The sequence below is a fragment of the Variovorax sp. HJSM1_2 genome (assembly GCF_049316285.1).
Taxonomy (GTDB): Bacteria; Pseudomonadota; Gammaproteobacteria; order Burkholderiales; family Burkholderiaceae_C; genus Rhodoferax_B.
In genome coordinates, this window is the sequence record NZ_JBMOXA010000019.1 from 39484 (window position 1) to 58396 (window position 18913).

At 58.8% G+C, this 18913-nt stretch carries 13 protein-coding genes; 7 read left to right on the forward strand and 6 right to left on the reverse strand.

From position 1 onward, the window contains the following. Nucleotides 1-17: 17 nt before the first annotated feature. Entirely contained in the window at nt 18-323 is a 306-nt protein-coding gene (locus tag ACFQ95_RS18725; protein ID WP_422833376.1) for a YkgJ family cysteine cluster protein, read from the forward strand. Nucleotides 324-592: 269 nt separating this feature from the next. Further along, nucleotides 593-1486 (forward strand): tryptophan 2,3-dioxygenase, encoded by an 894-nt coding sequence (kynA, locus tag ACFQ95_RS18730; protein WP_422833378.1) that lies wholly within the window; start codon nt 593-595, stop codon nt 1484-1486. Between the two features lie 202 nt (nt 1487-1688). Here the strand turns inward: kynA and ACFQ95_RS18735 are convergent, their stop codons facing one another. Together ACFQ95_RS18735 and ACFQ95_RS18740 are read right to left on the reverse strand one after the other, a co-directional pair. After that, nucleotides 1689-2930, reverse strand: coding sequence for an FAD-dependent monooxygenase (locus ACFQ95_RS18735; protein ID WP_422833380.1), 1242 nt, complete (start codon nt 2928-2930; stop codon nt 1689-1691). Between the two features lie 56 nt (nt 2931-2986). Then, nucleotides 2987-5893 carry an aconitate hydratase gene (locus ACFQ95_RS18740; protein ID WP_422833381.1) on the reverse strand — a complete coding sequence of 969 codons (2907 nt, stop codon included), beginning with the start codon at nt 5891-5893 and terminating at the stop codon, nt 2987-2989. A 435-nt stretch (nt 5894-6328) separates the two neighbouring features. On the opposite strand from ACFQ95_RS18740, the gene ACFQ95_RS18745 reads away from it, so the two are divergent. The 5 genes from ACFQ95_RS18745 to ACFQ95_RS18765 all read left to right on the forward strand — a co-directional run bounded on the left by ACFQ95_RS18745 (nt 6329) and on the right by ACFQ95_RS18765 (nt 14882). Next, nucleotides 6329-7708: a TIGR03013 family XrtA/PEP-CTERM system glycosyltransferase gene (locus tag ACFQ95_RS18745; protein WP_422833382.1), complete on the forward strand. Its 1380-nt coding sequence runs from the start codon at nt 6329-6331 to the stop codon at nt 7706-7708. Nucleotides 7709-7753: 45 nt separating this feature from the next. Continuing rightward, entirely contained in the window at nt 7754-9865 is a 2112-nt protein-coding gene (gene prsK / locus ACFQ95_RS18750) for an XrtA/PEP-CTERM system histidine kinase PrsK (protein WP_422833383.1), read from the forward strand. Next, nucleotides 9862-11223 (forward strand): PEP-CTERM-box response regulator transcription factor, encoded by a 1362-nt coding sequence (gene prsR / locus ACFQ95_RS18755; RefSeq protein WP_422833385.1) that lies wholly within the window; start codon nt 9862-9864, stop codon nt 11221-11223. Before prsK ends, prsR begins: the two co-directional genes overlap by 4 nt. 78 nt (nt 11224-11301) lie before the next feature. Further along, nucleotides 11302-14025: an XrtA/PEP-CTERM system TPR-repeat protein PrsT gene (gene prsT, locus ACFQ95_RS18760; protein ID WP_422833439.1), complete on the forward strand. Its 2724-nt coding sequence runs from the start codon at nt 11302-11304 to the stop codon at nt 14023-14025. A 125-nt stretch (nt 14026-14150) separates the two neighbouring features. Further along, nucleotides 14151-14882 carry a S1 family peptidase gene (locus tag ACFQ95_RS18765; RefSeq protein WP_422833387.1) on the forward strand — a complete coding sequence of 244 codons (732 nt, stop codon included), beginning with the start codon at nt 14151-14153 and terminating at the stop codon, nt 14880-14882. A gap of 20 nt (nt 14883-14902) precedes the next feature. Here ACFQ95_RS18765 and ACFQ95_RS18770 read toward each other — a convergent pair whose 3' ends face one another. The 4 genes from ACFQ95_RS18770 to prmC all read right to left on the reverse strand — a co-directional run bounded on the left by ACFQ95_RS18770 (nt 14903) and on the right by prmC (nt 18825). Continuing rightward, nucleotides 14903-16228, reverse strand: a complete 1326-nt coding sequence (locus ACFQ95_RS18770; protein WP_422833388.1) for a hemolysin family protein — start codon at nt 16226-16228, stop codon at nt 14903-14905. A 67-nt stretch (nt 16229-16295) separates the two neighbouring features. Next, the gene (locus ACFQ95_RS18775; protein ID WP_422833389.1) at nt 16296-17291 is read right to left on the reverse strand and encodes an AAA family ATPase; all 996 of its coding nucleotides are present in this window, start codon (nt 17289-17291) and stop codon (nt 16296-16298) included. Between the two features lie 185 nt (nt 17292-17476). Then, entirely contained in the window at nt 17477-17803 is a 327-nt protein-coding gene (gene grxD / locus ACFQ95_RS18780; RefSeq protein WP_422833391.1) for a Grx4 family monothiol glutaredoxin, read from the reverse strand. 185 nt (nt 17804-17988) lie between these two features. Then, on the reverse strand, nt 17989-18825 hold the full coding sequence (prmC, locus tag ACFQ95_RS18785) for a peptide chain release factor N(5)-glutamine methyltransferase (RefSeq protein ID WP_422833392.1): 837 nt from the start codon (nt 18823-18825) through the stop codon (nt 17989-17991). Nucleotides 18826-18913: the final 88 nt, after the last annotated feature.

Here is an 18913-nt window from a genome sequence, read left to right on the forward strand (position 1 = left end):
TTCATAGGGGCGCCCACATGGCCGATACCTGCCAAACATGTGGCGCCTGCTGCGCAGCTTTTCGGGTCGATTTCAGCGTGTTTGAACTCGACGAACACGGCGGCAGCGTGCCGAGTTCGTTGGCAGTGGAAGTCAACGACAACCTGAGCCGCCTGCGCGGTACCGATTACGCCCAGCCGCGCTGCGCTGCGCTCTGCGGGCGCATTGGTGAGTCGGTGAGCTGCGGAATCTATGAGTGGCGCCCCAGCCCCTGCCGCGAATTGGAAGCCGGCAGCGACGGCTGTGCGCGTGCCCGGCGCCGACACGGTTTGGCCGTGCTTTAAGCATCTTGACCGTCGCCTCAAAACCGCCGCTTTCGGCGGTTTTTGTTTCACCCTTGATGCCGCCGCATTGACGGTCATCGTTGGGTAATGAATATTTGTAGTTCGTTGTAAATAACCGACACAACGGGTTTTTTCCGAGCGGCAAACTCCGCGGCTTGTTGTTTGAAGCGCACGATTTTTAACTCGTATTGGGTTGAGAGTGGCGCATCAGGCCTGTGATTTGCGTAGCGGTTGAAACCCGCCTTGCCGTGTAACCGAGGTATAGATCCATGTGTCCCCACGCCCATTCCAGCACCACCCCTAACGCCGGCTCAGAGGTCGCGCCTGGTAAACCAGAGAGCATCGTCATCGAAGAGCGTGCGCAGCTCGACTTCAGCCAGTCCATGAGCTACGGCGACTACCTGCAGCTCGACGCCATCCTGGGTGCGCAAAAGCCGCTGTCGCCCGCGCACGATGAAATGTTGTTCATCGTGCAGCACCAAACCAGCGAACTGTGGATGAAGCTGATGCTGCACGAGCTGCATGCGGCCATTGCCTGTGTGGCGGCCGACAACCTGTCCAGCGCCTTCAAGATGCTGGCGCGCGTGAGCAAAATCATGGAGCAACTGGTGCACGCCTGGGACGTTTTGGCGACCATGACGCCGCCCGAGTACAGCGCCATGCGGCCTTACCTGGCCAGCTCCAGCGGCTTTCAGAGCCACCAATACCGCCGCATCGAATTTGCGTTGGGCAACAAAAACGCCGCCATGCTGAAGCCGCACGCGCACCGGCCCGATTTGCTGGCCTCGGTGGAGGCGGCTTACGCCGCGCCGTCGCTGTATGACGAGTCGCTGCGCTTGCTGGCGCGCCGTGGCATTGCCGTGCCGGCGGCCACTCTGGAGCGTGATTGGCGTCAGCCCTATGTGGCGAGTGCCGAGGTCGAGCAAGCCTGGCTCACGGTGTATCGCGACCCATCACATTACTGGGATCTGTACCAGTTGGGCGAAGAACTCACCGACCTGGAAGACGCCTTCAGGCTTTGGCGCTTCCGCCATGTGACGACGGTGGAGCGGGTGATTGGGTTCAAGCGCGGCACGGGCGGTACGGGTGGCGTGAGCTATCTGCGCAAGATGCTGGATGTGGTGTTGTTTCCGGAGATTTGGACGTTGAGAACTAATCTCTAACCCCCAGTCTTCGTGCACTGCGTGTCACTACGCCAACCCCCTTGCAGGGGGCAATACCTGCAGCCCGGCAAAGCCGGTTCTGCGGTATTCGCAAAGGGGCAGGGGTGTTTTTTCTTGCTGCTGATGCCGGACTGGCGGTTTATATCAAAAGTGCCGCTCACGCTTTATGGATAAGCATGAGCAGCTATTTATTCAATAGCGATTAAGCCGTAGTATTCGCGCCGTAAAGCCAGGGCATGTCGAGCAGGCGTTCGCCGCCCAGGCGCATGGCAAGGTTGCGGCTCCAGCGTATCGGGCCGGTGGCGTGGAAGATGCGGCCGTTGCGTTCGGCGCGGGCCTGGACGCGGGCGTTGCGTTGCCAGCGCTCCTGGGCGTAGCGGCGCAGGGCGGCAGGCACGTTGGCCGATGGCGTCAGCGCTTGGCCCAAGGCTTGGCCCAGGGCTGCGGCGTCTTCTATGGCCATGCCGGCGCCTTGTGCGAGGTAGGGGCGCATGGGGTGGGCGGCGTCACCCAACAGTGCCACGCGGCCCAGGGCTTGTTCTTGCGGGCCACGCATCGGTGGGCGGTCGCACAGCACCCACAGGCGCCAGTGGCCTACGGCATGCACCAGGTTTTGCAGCGGGCCGCAGGTGTCGGCCAGCACACGTTGCAGCTCGATGGCATTGGCCGAGTGGTCCCAGTGGTCAAGCCGCTCTGGCCCCAGGTTTTGCACAGGCCCGGGCAATCGGGCCTGCACGATGGCCACCACATTGAGCCAATCGCCGCCGCGCACGGGATACTGCACCACGTGCAAACGCGAGCCCAGCCAGACGGTGATGTTCTGGGTGCGCAGCGCCTCGGGCAGGGCGGCTTGGCGCACCAGCGCGCGGTAAGCCAAATGGCCTGCCACCATGGGCTGGCCGTCCTGCAAAAGAATCTGACGCACCGGGCTCCACAAACCATCGGCGCCGACGAGGGCGTCGCCTTCTACCTCGACTGCCCCGGCGGAAAAAGTGCTGGCCTCGCTGGTGAGTTGTGCTTTAACGCTGTTGAGGTCTTCGCTGAATTGCCGAAGTGCCGTGTTCAGCTGAATCTGCACCGCGCCTTCCTGCTGCGTGGCGGTATGCAACAGCCGGTGCAGGTCTGCACGGTGAATGGTGACATAGGGCGCACCGTAGCGCGCCTGAGTCTGCTGGCCCAAGCGCAACAGGCCCAGGGTTTGGCCCGAGTCGGCATCGCGCACCTGCAACTGGTCGGGCAGGGCTGCGACTTCTGCCACGGCACTGGCCAGGCCCCAGGCATTGAGTTGGCGCGTGACGTTGGGCCCAAGCTGTATGCCTGCACCCACCTCGCTGAAGGCCGGGGCGCGTTCAAACAGTTGCACACCCCAACCTGCGCGCGCGCAAGCCAGGGCGGCAGACATGCCACCAATGCCTCCCCCCGCGATCAACACCTGTTTCGCCATACCCCGAATTCTGCCGCTTTTTACAAATAAAAACGGCGTAGCTGCCGGCTTTGACTTTATCCCGCCAGCAGTTGCCGCAGCACAAACGGCAGGATGCCGCCGTGGCGGTAGTAGTCGACCTCGATTGGTGTGTCTATGCGCAGAATCAACTGCACCTCTTCTTGCAGACCGTTTTCGCGGTGGATCACCATGCTGGCGTAGCTTTGCGGTTTGAGATCCTGGGAGGGCACGATGTCAATGTGTTCGCGCCCGCTGAGGCCCAAGGTTTGCCAGCTCACACCCGGCAAAAACTGCAGCGGCAACACGCCCATGCCCACCAGGTTGCTGCGGTGGATGCGCTCAAAGCTGCGCGCCACCACGGCCTTGATGCCGAGCAACTGCGTGCCTTTGGCCGCCCAGTCGCGTGACGAGCCGGTGCCGTATTCTTCACCCGCAAAAATCACCGTGGGACGGTTGTGCGCCATGTAGCGCATGGCGGCGTCGTAAATCGGCATCTTTAGCGCAGCGCCACCTTCGGCCGCCGTTGGCTGGTAGAACGTCAGGCCGCCTTCCTCGCGTGAACCATCGGGCAGGGCCGGGATCATCAGGTTCTTGATGCGTACATTGGCAAAAGTGCCGCGCATCATCACGTCATGGTTGCCGCGGCGCGCACCATAGCTGTTGAAGTCGGCTTTTTGCACGCCGTTGGCGAGCAGCCACTGGCCGGCGGGCGAGCTTTCCTTGATGGAACCAGCCGGTGAGATGTGGTCGGTGGTGATGGAATCGCCAAACAGCGCCATGATGGTGGCGCCCCGCACCGATACCGCGTCTTTTGTGTCGCTCGCGCCTTTATCTGTTGCGTTGGGTACTCCCAATTCAAGAGCGAAATCCTTGAAGAAGGGCGGCTCGGCAATATAGGTGCTGGCGGGCCAGGTGTAGGCGTCGCCGGCCACACCTTTGATTTTTTCCCACAGCTTGCCAGGCTCCGATTTCACCTTGCCGTAATTGGCGCGGAAGGCTTTGCCGTTCATGGCGTATTTCATCAGCGCGTGGATTTCGTCGCTGCTGGGCCAGATATCACCCAGGTAAACCTCTTTGCCAGCGCGTCCTATGCCCACAGGTTCGGTCATCAGGTCGCGCTTCATGGTGCCGGCAATCGCATAGGCCACCACTAGCGGCGGGCTGGCTAGAAAATTGGCCTTCAGGTTGGGGTGGATGCGTGCTTCAAAGTTGCGGTTGCCACTGAGCACCGCCGCGCACACCAGGTTGTTGCGGGTGATGGCCTCGTTCAGCTCTGGTGTGAGGTCGCCAGCATTGCCGATACAGGTCGTGCAACCATAACCGGCAAGTGCAAAGCCGAGTTTTTCCAGGTAGGGCAGCAGGCCGGTTTCGGTCAGATACTCGGTGACGATGCGCGAGCCCGGCGCCAATGAGGTTTTGATATGCGGCTGTACTTTTAATCCGGCTTCCACGGCCTTCTTTGCCAGCAGGCCGGCCGCCAAAAGCACACTGGGGTTGGACGTATTGGTGCAACTGGTGATCGCCGCAATCAATACATCGCCATTGCCAACCGTGACGTTTGAGCTGCGGCTGGTGGCGACAGCCGTGGCCATGGTCGGCTTGTTGCCTTCCATCTCCACCACTTGGCGCGGCGCGCCGTGGGGTGTCGGCGGGCTGGAGGGGGCCGTGTGCGCGGGGATTTCGGGGTAGACGGAATGGCGTTGGCTCAGTTCCTCGGCGGGGCGGTTAAAACCGTTTTCGGCCACTGGCAGGCTGAACAGCGACTGGAAGGTGTGTGCCACGTTGCCCAGTTCTATGCGGTCTTGCGGGCGCTTGGGGCCGGCCAGGCTGGGCGTCACGTCGCCCAGGTCAAGCTTGACGACCTGCGAGAAATCAATTTCGCCTGCTAGCGGAACACCAAACAGGCCTTGGGCGCGGAAGTAGGCTTCAAAGGTTTCAATCTCCGCCTTGGTCCGGCCCGTGCCCTTGAAGTAGTCGATGGTGCGTTCATCCACCGGGAAGAATCCCATGGTGGCGCCGTACTCGGGCGCCATGTTGGCGATGGTGGCGCGGTCGGGCAGAGCCAGGGTGCGCGTGCCTTCACCGAAGAACTCGACAAATTTGCCGACCACTTTGGCGTGGCGCAGGATTTCAGTGACGCTGAGTACCAGATCGGTGGCGGTGACACCCTCACGCAGGCGCCCCGTGAGCTCGAAACCGACCACATCGGGCGTCAGCATATAGACCGGTTGCCCGAGCATGGCCGCCTCGGCCTCGATGCCGCCCACGCCCCAGCCGACCACACCAATGCCGTTGATCATGGTGGTGTGGCTGTCGGTGCCGACCAAGGTGTCGGGGTAGTACACGCCGTCAGAAGTGCGGTGTACGCCGCGCGCCAGGTATTCGAGGTTCACCTGGTGCACGATGCCAAAGCCCGGCGGCACCACGCCAAAGGTCTTGAAGGCCTGCATGCCCCACTTCATGAACTCGTAGCGCTCGCGGTTGCGCTGGAATTCGAGCTTCATGTTCAGATCAAGCGCCTTTTTGCTGCCAAAGTAGTCGACCATGATGGAGTGGTCTACCACCAGGTCCACGGGTACCAGGGGCTCGATGCGACCGACTTTTTTGCCTAGTTTCAAGGCTACGCTGCGCATCGCGGCGAGGTCGGCCAGCAGTGGCACGCCGGTAAAGTCCTGCAATACGACACGTGAGACCACAAACGGGATCTCGTCCACGCGTTCGGCGTTCGGCAACCAGTGCACCAGTTGCTCCACATGTTCCGGGCTCACGCGTTTGCCATCGCAGTTGCGCAACACCGATTCGAGCACGATGCGCATCGATACCGGCAACCGGTTCACGCCGGGGTAGGTTTTGGCGAGCTCGGGAAGTGAATGAAACTTGCCGGTGGCGCCAGAGGCCGTTCTGAACGTCTTGACGGTGGAAGCAAAGGGATGGAGCGAATGTGTGCGTGTGGGCTTTTTCATCAACATGACCTTGTTTCAAAGTGAGTGAAATTGATTGTGGACTAAATGAACAGCGATGGCGATGACACGGCCTGTGAGTCGGCTGCTCGGTGGCTTGCATCAATGGATTGCATATTCTTCTGCGGACAAGGATTTGACCGAAAATGTGTCGAATACGCCAAAATTGTCGCTTCTAGCAGCAAGCGGTGAGCGGGTAGCCCTGAGGAGCACCTGATAATTCCAAGCTTCATTAACCGCCAATCGACTGCGGTTAATATCGTTGTTTGAACTGATATAAAAAAATCATAAGTACGCACCGATTTTCATGACCATATTTTTGAAAACAATTTTGCGTTCCTGGGGGAGATGCTCGGAAATCGCTGAATTGCAATCTGAGATTTCGGTGCGGCTTCGCCAGTCGCAAGTCTTGTGCGGTGATGAGGACGTATTTCGAGCATGATCAAGCTATTCAATCACTACTTGCACAAGCGAACGCTGCAGCAGGTTTTTTTCGATTTGGGGCTGGTAATCCTGGCGGTTCTTCTCACTGTCTTGTGGCGAGGCGAGGACACTACCGCCGCCGTTTCACTTGTCGGGCATGCATGTTTGCTGGCGCTCGGCATGTTGTTGATCAACGCGGGGCTGGGTTTTTACCAGCGCGTGCACAACCGCTCGCTCAGCCAGTCGCGCGCGCGCGCCGTGCTGTCGCTCATCATGGCGGTTCCACTCACCTATGTGGTGTTTGCGCTGTTTCCGTCTCAGTTGGCGAATCGCGAAGCTATTGTGATGTCGGCCATGCTCGGTGTGCTGGTGATGATGTTGCACCGGGTTTATGTGGTGCACTCCACGCCCCAATCGATGTTGCGCCACCGTGTATTGGTGTTCGGTACCGGTCCGCGCGCGGCGCTTGTGGGCAAGACGCTGAAGAATGAAGATCCACACGTGGATGTTGTGGGGTATTACGCAAGTCCGAATGAAGTCGAGGCAGAAGTGTCGGCCTGGGGCATTTTGTCCAAACACAAATCCCTGACGGATACCGCGCTTGAGCTGGAAGTGGACGAAATCGTGGTTGCGCTCATGGAGCGTCGTGGCGGCAGCATGCCGCTACGTGAATTACTCGATTGCAAATTGCATGGGGTGCGGGTGGTGGATGTTGCGACCCATTTTGAAAAGACCAAGGGCCAGATTCGGCTTGATTCCGTCAATGCCGGGTGGTTGATTTTTGGCGATGGCTTTAGCCAAGATGGCATGCGCACCTTTGTGAAACGGCTGTTCGACATCTTTAGTGCGCTTGTTTTGATCTTGATCACCCTGCCCATCATGCTGGTGACCATGTTGCTGATCACCCTGGAGAGCAAGGGGCCGATTTTTTATAAGCAGGAGCGGGTCGGGTTCAACGGCCGGCTGTTCAATGTGATCAAGTTCCGCAGCATGCGCACCGATGCGGAAAAAGATGGCAAGCCGCGCTGGGCCGCTGCCCAGGACGACCGTGTGACGCGTGTCGGGCGGGTGATTCGCAAAATCCGCGTCGATGAATTGCCGCAACTATTCTGTGTGCTAACGGGCGACATGAGCATGGTCGGTCCGCGGCCCGAGCGCCCGTATTTCGTCGACCAGTTGACGCGCCAGATTCCTTACTACGCGGTACGGCAAAGTGTGAAGCCCGGCGTTACGGGTTGGGCGCAAGTGCGCTACCACTACGGCGCCACGTTGGAAGATTCGGCGGAGAAGCTGCAATATGACCTCTACTATGTCAAGAATCACTCCTTGTTTCTTGACATCGTGATCCTGTTTGAAACAGTTGGCGTTGTCCTCCTGGCTAAAGGCTCGCGCTAAGTTGGCCCGATTGTCCTGCCATGGTGGGCTCGTTACGGCTGAATGATGGATAGCGAAAACTTTGGTTTGATGCTTTGGGGCTATGGACTGGTGGGACTGGTCTATGGTCTTTTTCTTTTGCGCTTGATCTGGGCCGGCACGCTGTTGCCACCGCTTGCGCTGAGCGCCATTTCGCTTGTCTTTGCCGTCTTCTGCAGTGCCGTCTGGGGCGGCTTGGAGGCCGGGTTCCTGTTGACGTCTCACTTGGAATACGAGTGGCTTGGGCGCCTGGTCGACTGGGGGCGTTATGCCGGTTGGTTGGGCTTCATGGTCGTGCTGTGCCGGCCAAATCAGACGGAGGATCTGCCAAGTTCCATTGCCGCTTTGCCGCTGGTGACCATCTTGCTGATGCTTGGCAGCCTTGCGATGCAGGTCCAGGCAGGGATGCGCCCCGCAGTTGAGGCGGATAGCTCCAACCTTTTGCTGTTGAGCTCAATGGCGATGTCGGTCCTGGCGCTGGTGTGGCTTGAGCAGGTCTATCGCAATGTCACGGAAGATTCCCGTTGGAACGTGAAGCCGCTATGTCTGGGCCTTGCGGGAACATTTCTGTTCGATCTGTACTTGTATTCGCAGGCGGTGTTGTTTAACAAGCTCGACCCTGATGCACTCAGCATCCGTGGGTTTGTGCATGGCTTGATGATGCCATTGCTACTGTTATCGACGTTGCGTCGTAAAGACTGGGTTGCGAAGATTCGTATCTCACAGCGGGCCGCATTTCATTCTGCAACCTTGTTCGCCGCAGGGATCTACCTGTTGTTTATCTCTGGTGTGGGCTACTACGTCCGTTACTTTGGCGGTGAATGGGGGCGCGCCCTGCAACTGGGCTTGATTTTCTCGGCACTTGTGGTGCTGATGATCCTAGCCCTTTCGGGTTCGGTGCGCGCAAAGTTCAAGGTATTCGTCGGCAAGCATTTCTTCCGGTACCGGTATGACTATCGTGAGGAATGGCTCAGGTTTACCCAAACACTTTCGTCCAGTGACGTGCCGCAGGAAATGGGGCAGAAGGTGATCAGGGGCTTGGCCGATATGCTGGAGAGTCCCGGTGGCGGGCTTTGGCTCAAGGGCGCAGGTGAGTCTGCCTTCAGGCAGGCAGCTCGGTGGAATCTGGCGAAAACCGATGCGGAAGAAGGCGACGACTCGCCTTTCTGCAGGTTTTTGGTGAAAAGCCGTTGGGTGGTGAATCTCGCTGAGTTTCGTTCTTTTCCCCAGCGTTATGGCGACCTGGTTTTGCCCCCTTGGCTGCACGATATTCCACATGCCTGGCTGGTGGTGCCGCTCATCGTCGGTGACAACATGATAGGTTTCGTCCTCTTGGCCAGTGCCAGAACAAACTTCGACGTCAACTGGGAGGTGAATGATTTGCTGAAAACAGCGAGCCGGCAGGCCGCCAGCTTTCTTTCGCAAATGCAGGCGACGGAGGCACTGCTCGAAGTTCGAAAATTTGACGCGTTTAACAAGATGTCGGCGTTTGTCGTGCACGATCTGAAGAACATCGTGACGCAGTTGTCATTGATGATGAAGAACGCCAAAAGACTGCACGATAACCCCGAATTTCAGCAAGACATGTTGATGACGGTGGAGAATTCTTTGGACAGAATGCGTCAACTGATGCTTCAATTGCGCGAGGGGGCCACTCCCCCAGGCGTCGCCGTCGGTGTAGACCTTTTCAGTATCGTGCAACGCATTTCCGCTGTCGCCGCAGGACGTGGTCGGCATTTGGAGGTGGAAGTGGTGCAGCGCGTAGTCACGAGAGGGCATGAGGAGAGGCTGGAGCGCATCATTGGACATGTGGTGCAAAACGCCTTTGATGCAACCGAATCATCAGGACAGGTCTGGCTGAAACTTGACCGTGTCAGTGGGCAAGCTTGTATTGAAGTCCGTGACACGGGGCAAGGCATGTCGGAGGAGTTTGTGAGGGAGCGCCTCTTCAAACCCTTCCAGACAACAAAGAAGGCTGGGATGGGAATTGGGGCCTACGAAAGCTTCCAATACGTACAAGAACTAGGTGGAAGAATCTTGGTCGATAGTGAACTTTCCAAGGGAACGCGAGTGTCTATATTCCTCCCGTTATTTGACGTTCAGCAAGGATCGGATTTGCGAGAGAAAGAAGAGGTATGACAGTGGATACGGCACGCTCCCTACTGATTGTCGAAGACGACCTTGCGCTGCAGAAGCAGATCAAGTGGTCGGTCGACAAATTTGAGTCCGTCACCGCGGCTGATCGCGAGAGCGCATTGATCCAATTGCGCCGGCATACGCCCGCCGTGGTCACCATGGACCTGGGACTGCCGCCGGATGCGGATGGTGTCTCCGAGGGCTTCAAACTGCTGGAGCAGATCCTGGCGGCGCAGGCCGATACCAAGGTGATTGTGTTGACTGGGCAGAACGATCAGGCAAACGCCTTGCGCGCTGTGGCGCTGGGGGCCTACGACTTCTTCGCCAAGCCGTTCGAGCCAGAACTACTGAATCTGACCATAGAGCGTGCATTTCGCATGTTCGAGTTGCAGAAGGAAAACCGGCGCCTGCAAAGCATGCACCAGCCTGATGCGTTGTCGGGCCTTATCACGCGCGACCCCGAGATGCTGCGCATTTGCCGCACCATTGAAAAGGTGGCCGCGAGTACGGCGACGGTCATGCTGTTGGGCGAAAGTGGCACGGGAAAGGAAGTCCTGGCGCGTGGTTTGCATCAAAGTTCCCCGCGCAAGAATGGTAAGTTTGTTGCTATCAATTGCGCAGCGATCCCAGAAAATTTGCTGGAGAGCGAACTTTTCGGTTACGAGAAGGGCGCCTTCACCGGGGCGAGCAAGACTACCATCGGCAAAATCGAGACGGCCAATGGCGGAACGCTGATGCTGGACGAAATCGGCGATCTGCCGTTTCCGCTGCAGGCCAAGCTGCTGCGCTTCATTCAGGAACGGACGATTGAGCGTGTGGGTGGGCGGCAGGAGATCCCGGTGGACGTGCGCATTGTTTGCGCGACCCATCAGGATCTGAACGCACTTAGCAAGGAAGCGCGGTTCCGCGAGGATCTTTATTACCGCCTCGCCGAGATCGTGGTGAATATTCCGCCCCTACGTGGCCGTAATGGCGATGCCGCGCTGCTGGCGCATTCGTTTTTACGCCGCTTTAGTGAGGAACAGAATCGCGGCAGCATGCATCTCAGTGAAGGTGCGGTGCGTGTCATTGAGACGTATCAGTGGCCAGGCAATATTCGCGAGCTGGAAAACTGCATCAAACGCGCGGTCATCATGGCCGACGGCAATCAGATTTCAGCCGATGATGTGGGCCTGTCTGTGCCGGATGAAGATGGACAAGACCAATCGCTGGATCTGCGGGTGATCCGCGAGAACGCGGAGAAAGGTGCGCTGATCCAGGCGCTCAGCCGAGTCAACGGCAATATTGCCAAGGCCGCCGAGTTGCTGGGTGTGAGTCGGCCCACGCTTTACGACCTGATGCACCGGTTGGGCTTGAAGTAGCAAGTTGACGAATTAGGAATGTTGATGAACATGACGCAGGTTCGGTTTTCCAAGGCATTGCTGGTGGCGTTGCTGCCCATGGTGCTTGTGGCTTGTGGCGGCGACGATCCGCAAAAGATGTTGACTTCGGCCAAGGAGTACTTGGAGAAGAAAGACAACGCGGCGGCCATGATCCAGGTCAAGAATGCGCTGCAGGTCCAGCCCGATTCTGGCGAGGGGCGTTATCTGCTGGGGCTGACCTTGCTTAATTCTGGCAATGCAACTGCCGCCGAGATCGAGCTGGACAAGGCCAGGCGCCTGAAGTTTGATGACGAAAAGGTTGTGCCCTTGCTGGCCAAATCCTTGGCAATGCAGGGCAAGTTCCGCAAGATCACGGACGAACTGGGTCATGTGCAGATCTCGTCGCCAGAGGCGAAGTCAGAATTTCTGATTGCGCTGGCCGCCGCCTATGCGGCACAGGGAAAGCAGGTGGAGTCGCGCACTGCGCTTAACAGCGCCTTACAGGCAAACCCCAGCAATGCTGACGCCCTGCTGGCGCAAGCGCGAAATGAAGCTGGCAGCGGCAACGTTGACCAGGCGCTGACGCAGGCCGAGTCGTTGGTTGCCAAATTCCCGGCCAACCCCGAAACGTGGCGTTTGAAAGCCGACCTCCTGCTTTTCGCCAAGGGCGATTCCGACGGTGCGCTGCAAGCCTATCAAAAAGCGGTCGAGGTCAAGAAAGACTTCTTGCCGGGTCACTCGGGTGCCATGGCGGTGTATTTGCAAAAGGGCGATTTGCCCAGTGCAAACAAGCAACTGGAAGCCATGAAGGCGGTGGCTGCAAACCACCCGCAAACCAAGTATTTTGAGGCGCAAATTGCGTACCAGTCGCGCAACTTCGATAAGGTGCGCGACCTGACACAACAAATCCTGCGCGTGGCGCCAGACAACATCAAAACCTTGCAGTTGGCCGGTGCTGCGGAGTACCAACGGCGCTCCTATCTACAGGCTGAGTCTTATCTGAGCAAGGTGATACAGGCCGCTCCGCAACTGGCGTCGGCGCGGCGGTTTCTGGTCCTGACCTATCTGCGTTCCGGCAAACCAGAAAAAGCCATGAGCACGCTGAATCCAGCTTTGTCGCCCGAGCCCAAGGACCCGGACTTGCTTTCGCTGGCGGGTGAGGTCTTTTTGCAGAATGGCAACTTGGCTCGTGCACAAGATTACTTTGCAAAAGCCGCCAGGCTAGACCCCAAGGATGCTCGCAAAAGGACATCGTTGGCACTGACACACCTGATGAGCGGTGATGCCAACGCCGCTTTTGGCGAGCTCCAGGACATTGCTGCAAGCGACGCCGGAGTGACTGCCGATCTGGCCTTGATCAGCGCGCGTCTGCGCCGTCAGGAGTTTGCTCAGGCGCTGAAGGCGATTGATGGCCTGGAGAAGAAACAACCCGATAGCCCCCTGGCCGCAAACTTGCGCGGCCACACGCAGTTGGCGATGAAAGATTCGGCTGCAGCGCGCAAGAGCTTTGAAGCGGCCGTGAAGATCAACCCAACCTACTTCCCAGCCGTGGCCAGCTTGGCCCGTTTGGACCTGGCAGACAAGAAGCCTGACGTGGCCAAGTCCCGCTTTGAGGCGGTGTTGACCAAGGAGCCGAAGAACGGTCAGGCGCTCGTAGCCTTGGCGGAACTCAGTGCAAGCCAGGGGGGAAGCAAGCAGGAGGTGGCTGATCTTCTGAACAAGGCGATAGCTGCCAATCCCAATGAAGCTTCACCACGCTTGTTGCTGATCGAGCTTTATCTGCGTAGCAAGGACTTTAAGCAGGCGTTGTCGACTGCGCAGGCGGGCGTCTCAGCCACGCCGGATAACCTTGCCTTGCAAGACGCCCTGGGCCGCACCCAGATGTTGTCCGGCGACATCAACCAGGCACTGACCACATTCAACCGCATGATCAGCCAGCAGCCGAATGCCGTTCAACCGCATTTGCGCCTGGCGGAGGTCTACCTGACCGACCAGAAAAAGACGGAAGCCGCGCAAAGCCTTACTAAGGCATTGGAGCTTCAGCCCGATTTACTGCAGGCGCAGCGTGGTTTGATTTCGCTCGATGTTGAGGCTCAGCGTTACCAAGCGGCGCTAGTCACAGCGAAGAATGTTCAGCGGCAACGTGCCAAGGACGCGGCCGGCTACATCCTGGAGGGTGATGTGTATGTGGCCCAGCGCAAGTGGGACGAGGCCGCACGGGCCTATCAAGCGGGCTTGAAGAATGCGAGCGTGTCGGAACTCGCCATCAAGTTGCACTCATCCTATGTGGCCAGCGGCAAAAAGGCGGAAGCTGATCAATTGGCGGTCAGTTGGCCGAAGGAGCACCCTAAGGATCTTGGTTTTGTCTTCTACCTGGGAGACAACGCACTGGCGCGCAATGATTACGCCGCTGCGGAGAAATACTATGGATCTGTGGTGCAAGCGCAGCCAGAGAACGCGCCCGCACTCAACAACTTGGCGTGGGTGAGTGGGCAATTGAAGCGGGAAAAGGCCCTGGGTTATGCCGAGAAGGCCGTCAGCCTGATGCCGCAACAACCTGCCTTCACCGATACCCTGGCCATGTTGCTGCTCGATCAGAACGACTATGCCAAGGCCTTGGAGTGGAGCAAGAAGTCGGTGGCGATGCAACCAGACAACCCGACTTTCAAACTGAATCTGGCCAAGGTCTATGCGAAGTCTGGTGACAAGAGCAACGCCAAGTCAATTCTGACTGAGCTAGCCAAACTGGGTGACAAGTTCAGCTCCCAGCCTGAAGTAGAGCAGATGCTCAAAACGCTTTGAGCGGGATGGCTGACAACAGTGAACTGCACACCCTGCGCGTGTTGGGAAGCTTCCTGATGTCAGCTGGAGCAGACGTTCTTTCGCGGCGGGCTTTCGGCGGTGTTCTGGGGCTGGCGCTGACGGGCATGTTGTTAGTTGCACCCGAAGCGCGTGCCGATTTGGTTGGGGTGATCGAGAAGGTCAAACCCTCGGTCGTGATCGTGGGCTATTACAAGGCCACGGACAACCCGCGCTTTACGTTACGCGGAACCGGCTTTGTCGTGGGCGAGAGGAACCGCGTCATTACCAATGCCCATGTGCTGGTGCCGGCCGGAGAAGAGAATGGCCGCGATTTGGTGGTGAACGTGCGTACCTCCAAAGAGGGTTGGGAAACCCGACGCGCAACCGTGTTGGAGGTGGACCCGACGCATGATGTAGCCGCGTTGCAGGTGGAGGGGCCTCCGATACCGGGTCTGCGTGTGCGTGATTCCGATCGCGTCAAAGAGGGCGAGTCTATGGCGTTCATGGGGTTTCCGATTGGCGGGGCGCTTGGCTTTTCGCCCGTCACGCACCGGGCCATGATCTCCTCCATCACCACCATCTCATTGCCTGCGCCTACCGGGCGCCAGTTGTCCGAGAGAGTCATTCGCAGCTTGCGTGATGGCAACTTCAGCATTTTTCAGCTTGACGGTACGGCCTACCCCGGCAACAGTGGCGGCCCGCTGTTCGATGTGGAAACAGGTGAGGTCGTTGGTGTAATCAATATGACTTTCGTCAAAGGCACACGCGAGTCGGCGCTGACCAACCCATCGGGTATCAGCTACGCCATTCCAAGCAAGTTCTTTGTGGAGTTGCTGGCGCGGCAAAAGCCACGCTGAACAGGCTGCGAGGCAGCGCCTTACCGCAGGCTGGCCGATGCAGGGGTGGGCGGCTGCGGTGTGATGCGTGACACCATGACCTGGTCGATGCGATAGCTGTCTACGTCGAGAACCTCAAACTTGTAGTTGCCCCAGACCACCGTGTCGGTACGTCGTGGAACGCGGCGCAGCATCACCATCATGAAACCCGCCAGGGTTTCGTATTCTTCTGCATGGGGTAGTTCGGTCAGCGACAAAGCATGCAAGACATCTTCGATGGCGGTGATGCCGTCGATCAGCCAAGAGTTTTCGTCTCGGCGGACGATTTGCTCTTCGTCTGGGGGATTGGAGATCAAATCGCCCATCACCGTGCTCATCACATCGTTCAGTGTGACGACCCCAACCACCAGGCTGTATTCGTTGATGATGACGGCAAAGTCTTCATGAACCTGGCGGAACTGTTCCAGAACCTCGCCCAGCGTCAGGCGGTCGGGCACCATCACCACCTTTCGAATCAGTGAATCATCCTTGAGCGAGATGGCCTGGTTGTTCAGGACACGCTGGAACAGGTCTTTGGCGTCGACGTAACCCACCACATGGTCGATGTCGCGTTCACATACGGGGTAGGTGGAGTAGGGCTCGGCCGCGATGCGCAAGCGCACCACATGGTCGGGGTCATCGGTCAGAAAATAAGCGATGTGGTCGCGCGGTGTCATGGCACTCGACACGGTGCGGATGTCGAGTTCAAACACGTTTTCGATCACGCGTTGGCCACGCTCTTCCAGGACTCCAGCGCGGGTGCCGGCTTCTGCCATGGCCAGAATGTCGGCCGACGTCACACGGTCGTCGCGTACGGTCGGCAGACCCAGCAGATGGGCCAACCAGTCGGCACACTTGCTATAGATCCACACCAGGGGCATCAATACCGTGACGAACACCTGCATAGGCGCGATCACGCGTACCGCCATGTGTTCGGGCTCGGTCATGCCCAAGCGTTTGGGGAGCAAATCGGCCAACAGGATAAACAGCGATGTGACGACGAAGAACGAGCTGGCAAACCCAGCCGTTTCAGCCACGTCCAGATCAAGCCATATGGCATAGAGCATGGTCAGGCTGGGACTGAGTGCACCTTCTCCCACAATGCCACCCAGAATGGCGACAGCATTCAGCCCGATTTGCACTACGGTGAAGTAATGCGCCGGGTCGTCTTGCACGCGCATTACGCGTTCGGCGCGCGCATCGCCGTCGTCGGCCAACTGGCGTAAGCGCACGCGGCGCGAGGCGGCAAGCGAAATCTCGGCAATGGAGAAAAATGCGCTCGCCACAATCAGTGCGGCAATGAGCAGAAGACTGGTGGAAAAATTCATAAGTACAGCAGTCCGGCACCTCAAGTGCGCGACTGCTGCACCAGTTTAGCGAGCTTCCGCAGGCGCGCTACTGAATGAAACCCATGCGTGTTTTACTCGCGCCACTGCGCGGCAGATCGTCTACCTTCAGGGCTTCACGCCCATCGAGCCGCGCGTTGCCAAAAGCTGTCATCAGCGCGCGGCGCATTTCGCGAGGTGGCAGTTCGGCCAGAACATCTAAAACATCGCCGCTGGGCGCAAGCTGAAAACGCTGCCCCCAGCCGTGGTCGGCGCGTATGGATTTGTACAAGTTGCCAGCGATCTGCCGTGCCGCTTCGGCTGACGGCGACTCCACTTCAAACACATTCATGCGGTTGAGAATCGGCTCGGGTATGCCGCGTGCATCGTTGGCGGTGGTGATCCAGATCACCTGGCTGGCGTCTATGGCTACCTCGGCAAATTCATCCACGAAGCTCTGCGCCGTGTCGTGTTCCAGCAAGCTGTAGAGCGCGCCCAGTGGGTCGTATTGCGCATCGGCGCTGGCCTTGTCGATCTCGTCGATGACCATCACCGGGTTGGCGTATTCGCCATCGACCAGCGCTTCAAACACCTTGCCCGGCTTGGCGCCTTTCCATTGTGAACTGGAGCCCGACAAGAGCCAGCCGGCCGTCATGGAACTCATGGGCACCAAGCTCATGCCTGTTCCCAGCAGATCGGCGAGCTTGCGCGCGAAATGGGTTTTGCCTATGCCCGGCGGGCCCAGCAACAGGATGGGTGTGACCTCCAAACCATCCGGGCAGTCCTGGCTCAGCGCGACGTGGCGGCGCACGTCGTCCAGCACTTCGGTGAAGTTGGGCAGGGCTTCGTAGAGCGGGTTCATGTTCGGCACACCGGAAGGTTTGACCTGGAAACGCTCAGGGCCGCGCTCCAGCATGCGTTCGTAGGTGGTGCGCAGGTTCTCGTGTTCTCGCCCCGGTAGTTTGGCCAGTTTGCGTTCAACGTCTTGTGTCTGGAAGACGCTGCGCACGCTGGCGAGTGGCAGATGAAAATGGCTTGTATGCGGGACAAGGCTGCGTGATTCCATCGGGACCTCCTGCTGAAGAAGACGTCTTCATTCCAGCATAAGCTGTGCCAAGGGGCAACGTGTGTTGTTCACGATTTGTTGTGCATTTGCGCCAAATATCTGAGTGAATTAGTTTTTGCTTCCGTAAACGAACAAGCCCGCAAAGGCGCGAACCTTTGCGGGCTTGAAGGCGATGCTGAAGTGGTTTAGGCCGTCTTGGTGCCCAGCACCTGTTGCAGTTCACCGGACTCGTACATCTCCATCATGATGTCAGAGCCGCCGATGAATTCGCCCTTGACGTAGAGCTGTGGAATGGTGGGCCATTGGCTGTATTCCTTGATGCCTTGGCGGATGCCATCGTCTTCAAGCACATTGACGGTCTTGATGGACTTGGTGTCCACGCCGCAGGCCTTGAGCACCTGGATGGCACGGCCGGAAAAGCCGCATTGCGGGAAGCTGGCGTTGCCCTTCATGAACAGCAAGACTTCGTTGGACTTGACCAGCGCGTCGATGCGTTCTTGTGCGTCACTCATTTTGGAACTCCTTGTGTGGGTGGTCGTCGGATTGGCTACGACTGAATGGGTGGATTATTTCACTACCACGCCTTTTGCGTGGCGTGATGGGATTGGGTGGGCTTGATCAGCGCAGATGTTGCTATCTAAAAAATAGCGAATTGCGCTTTCACTGCATGCCTAAGGTGGTGATTTTAGGCTTGGTTTCAAGGGGCAGTGGGAAACTGCCCACCGCTGCAACGTGCATGGCCGCCCAAGTCTTGACGCGATTGCACGGCGTTGAACCCCGCAGCCGCCAGCAGCGCACACACCGCTGGCGCCTGGTCGTAGCCGTGCTCCAGCAGCAGCCAGCCGCCTGGTTGCAGGTGCTGCGGCGCCTGTTGCACGATGCTGCGGATGTCGTCCAGCCCGTCCACGCCGGCCGTCAAGGCGCTGCGCGGCTCGAAGGCGAGGGCGGGCAGGTGTGGGTCGTGTTCGGCAATATAGGGCGGGTTGGAGACGATCAAGTCAAAGCGGCTGGTTATGCTCGCAGGCAGCGCTGCAAACCACGAGCCGTGGTGAAACCCGATCGGCAAGGCCAGCCGCTGGGCATTGGCCCGCGCCATGGCCAGGGCGCCCGCACTGGCGTCCACGGCCGTCACTTGGGTCTGCGGTGCCGCGTGGCGAATGGCCAGGGCGATGGCGCCGCTACCGGTGCCGAGGTCGAGCACGTTTGCCGGGGTCGACCCGATCACCTCCAGCGACCATTCCACCAAAGTCTCGGTGTCGGGGCGCGGCACCAGTGTGTGGGTATCGACCTGTAAGTCCAGGCCAAAGAATTCTTTCCGGCCGACGATGTAGGCCAGCGGCTCACCGGCTGCGCGGCGTTGGGCCAGGGCCATCAACGTGGTTTCCAGCGCGTCCGGCAGTGCGTCGGAGTCGTGGGCCAGCAGCCAGGCGCGGTCGTGTGTCGGGCGGCCCAGGGTGTGTAGCAGCAGCAGTTGAGCGTCGAGGCGGTCAACGCCAAATGTTTGGATGGCGCGTAGCGCTTGGGTGAGCGTCATGGTGGTTATTTTGAGCCGTGACTTACAAGATGGACGTGCGGCGTACTACACAGGGCGTAGCCACTTCGCATAAGCTGTAGGCTCCATT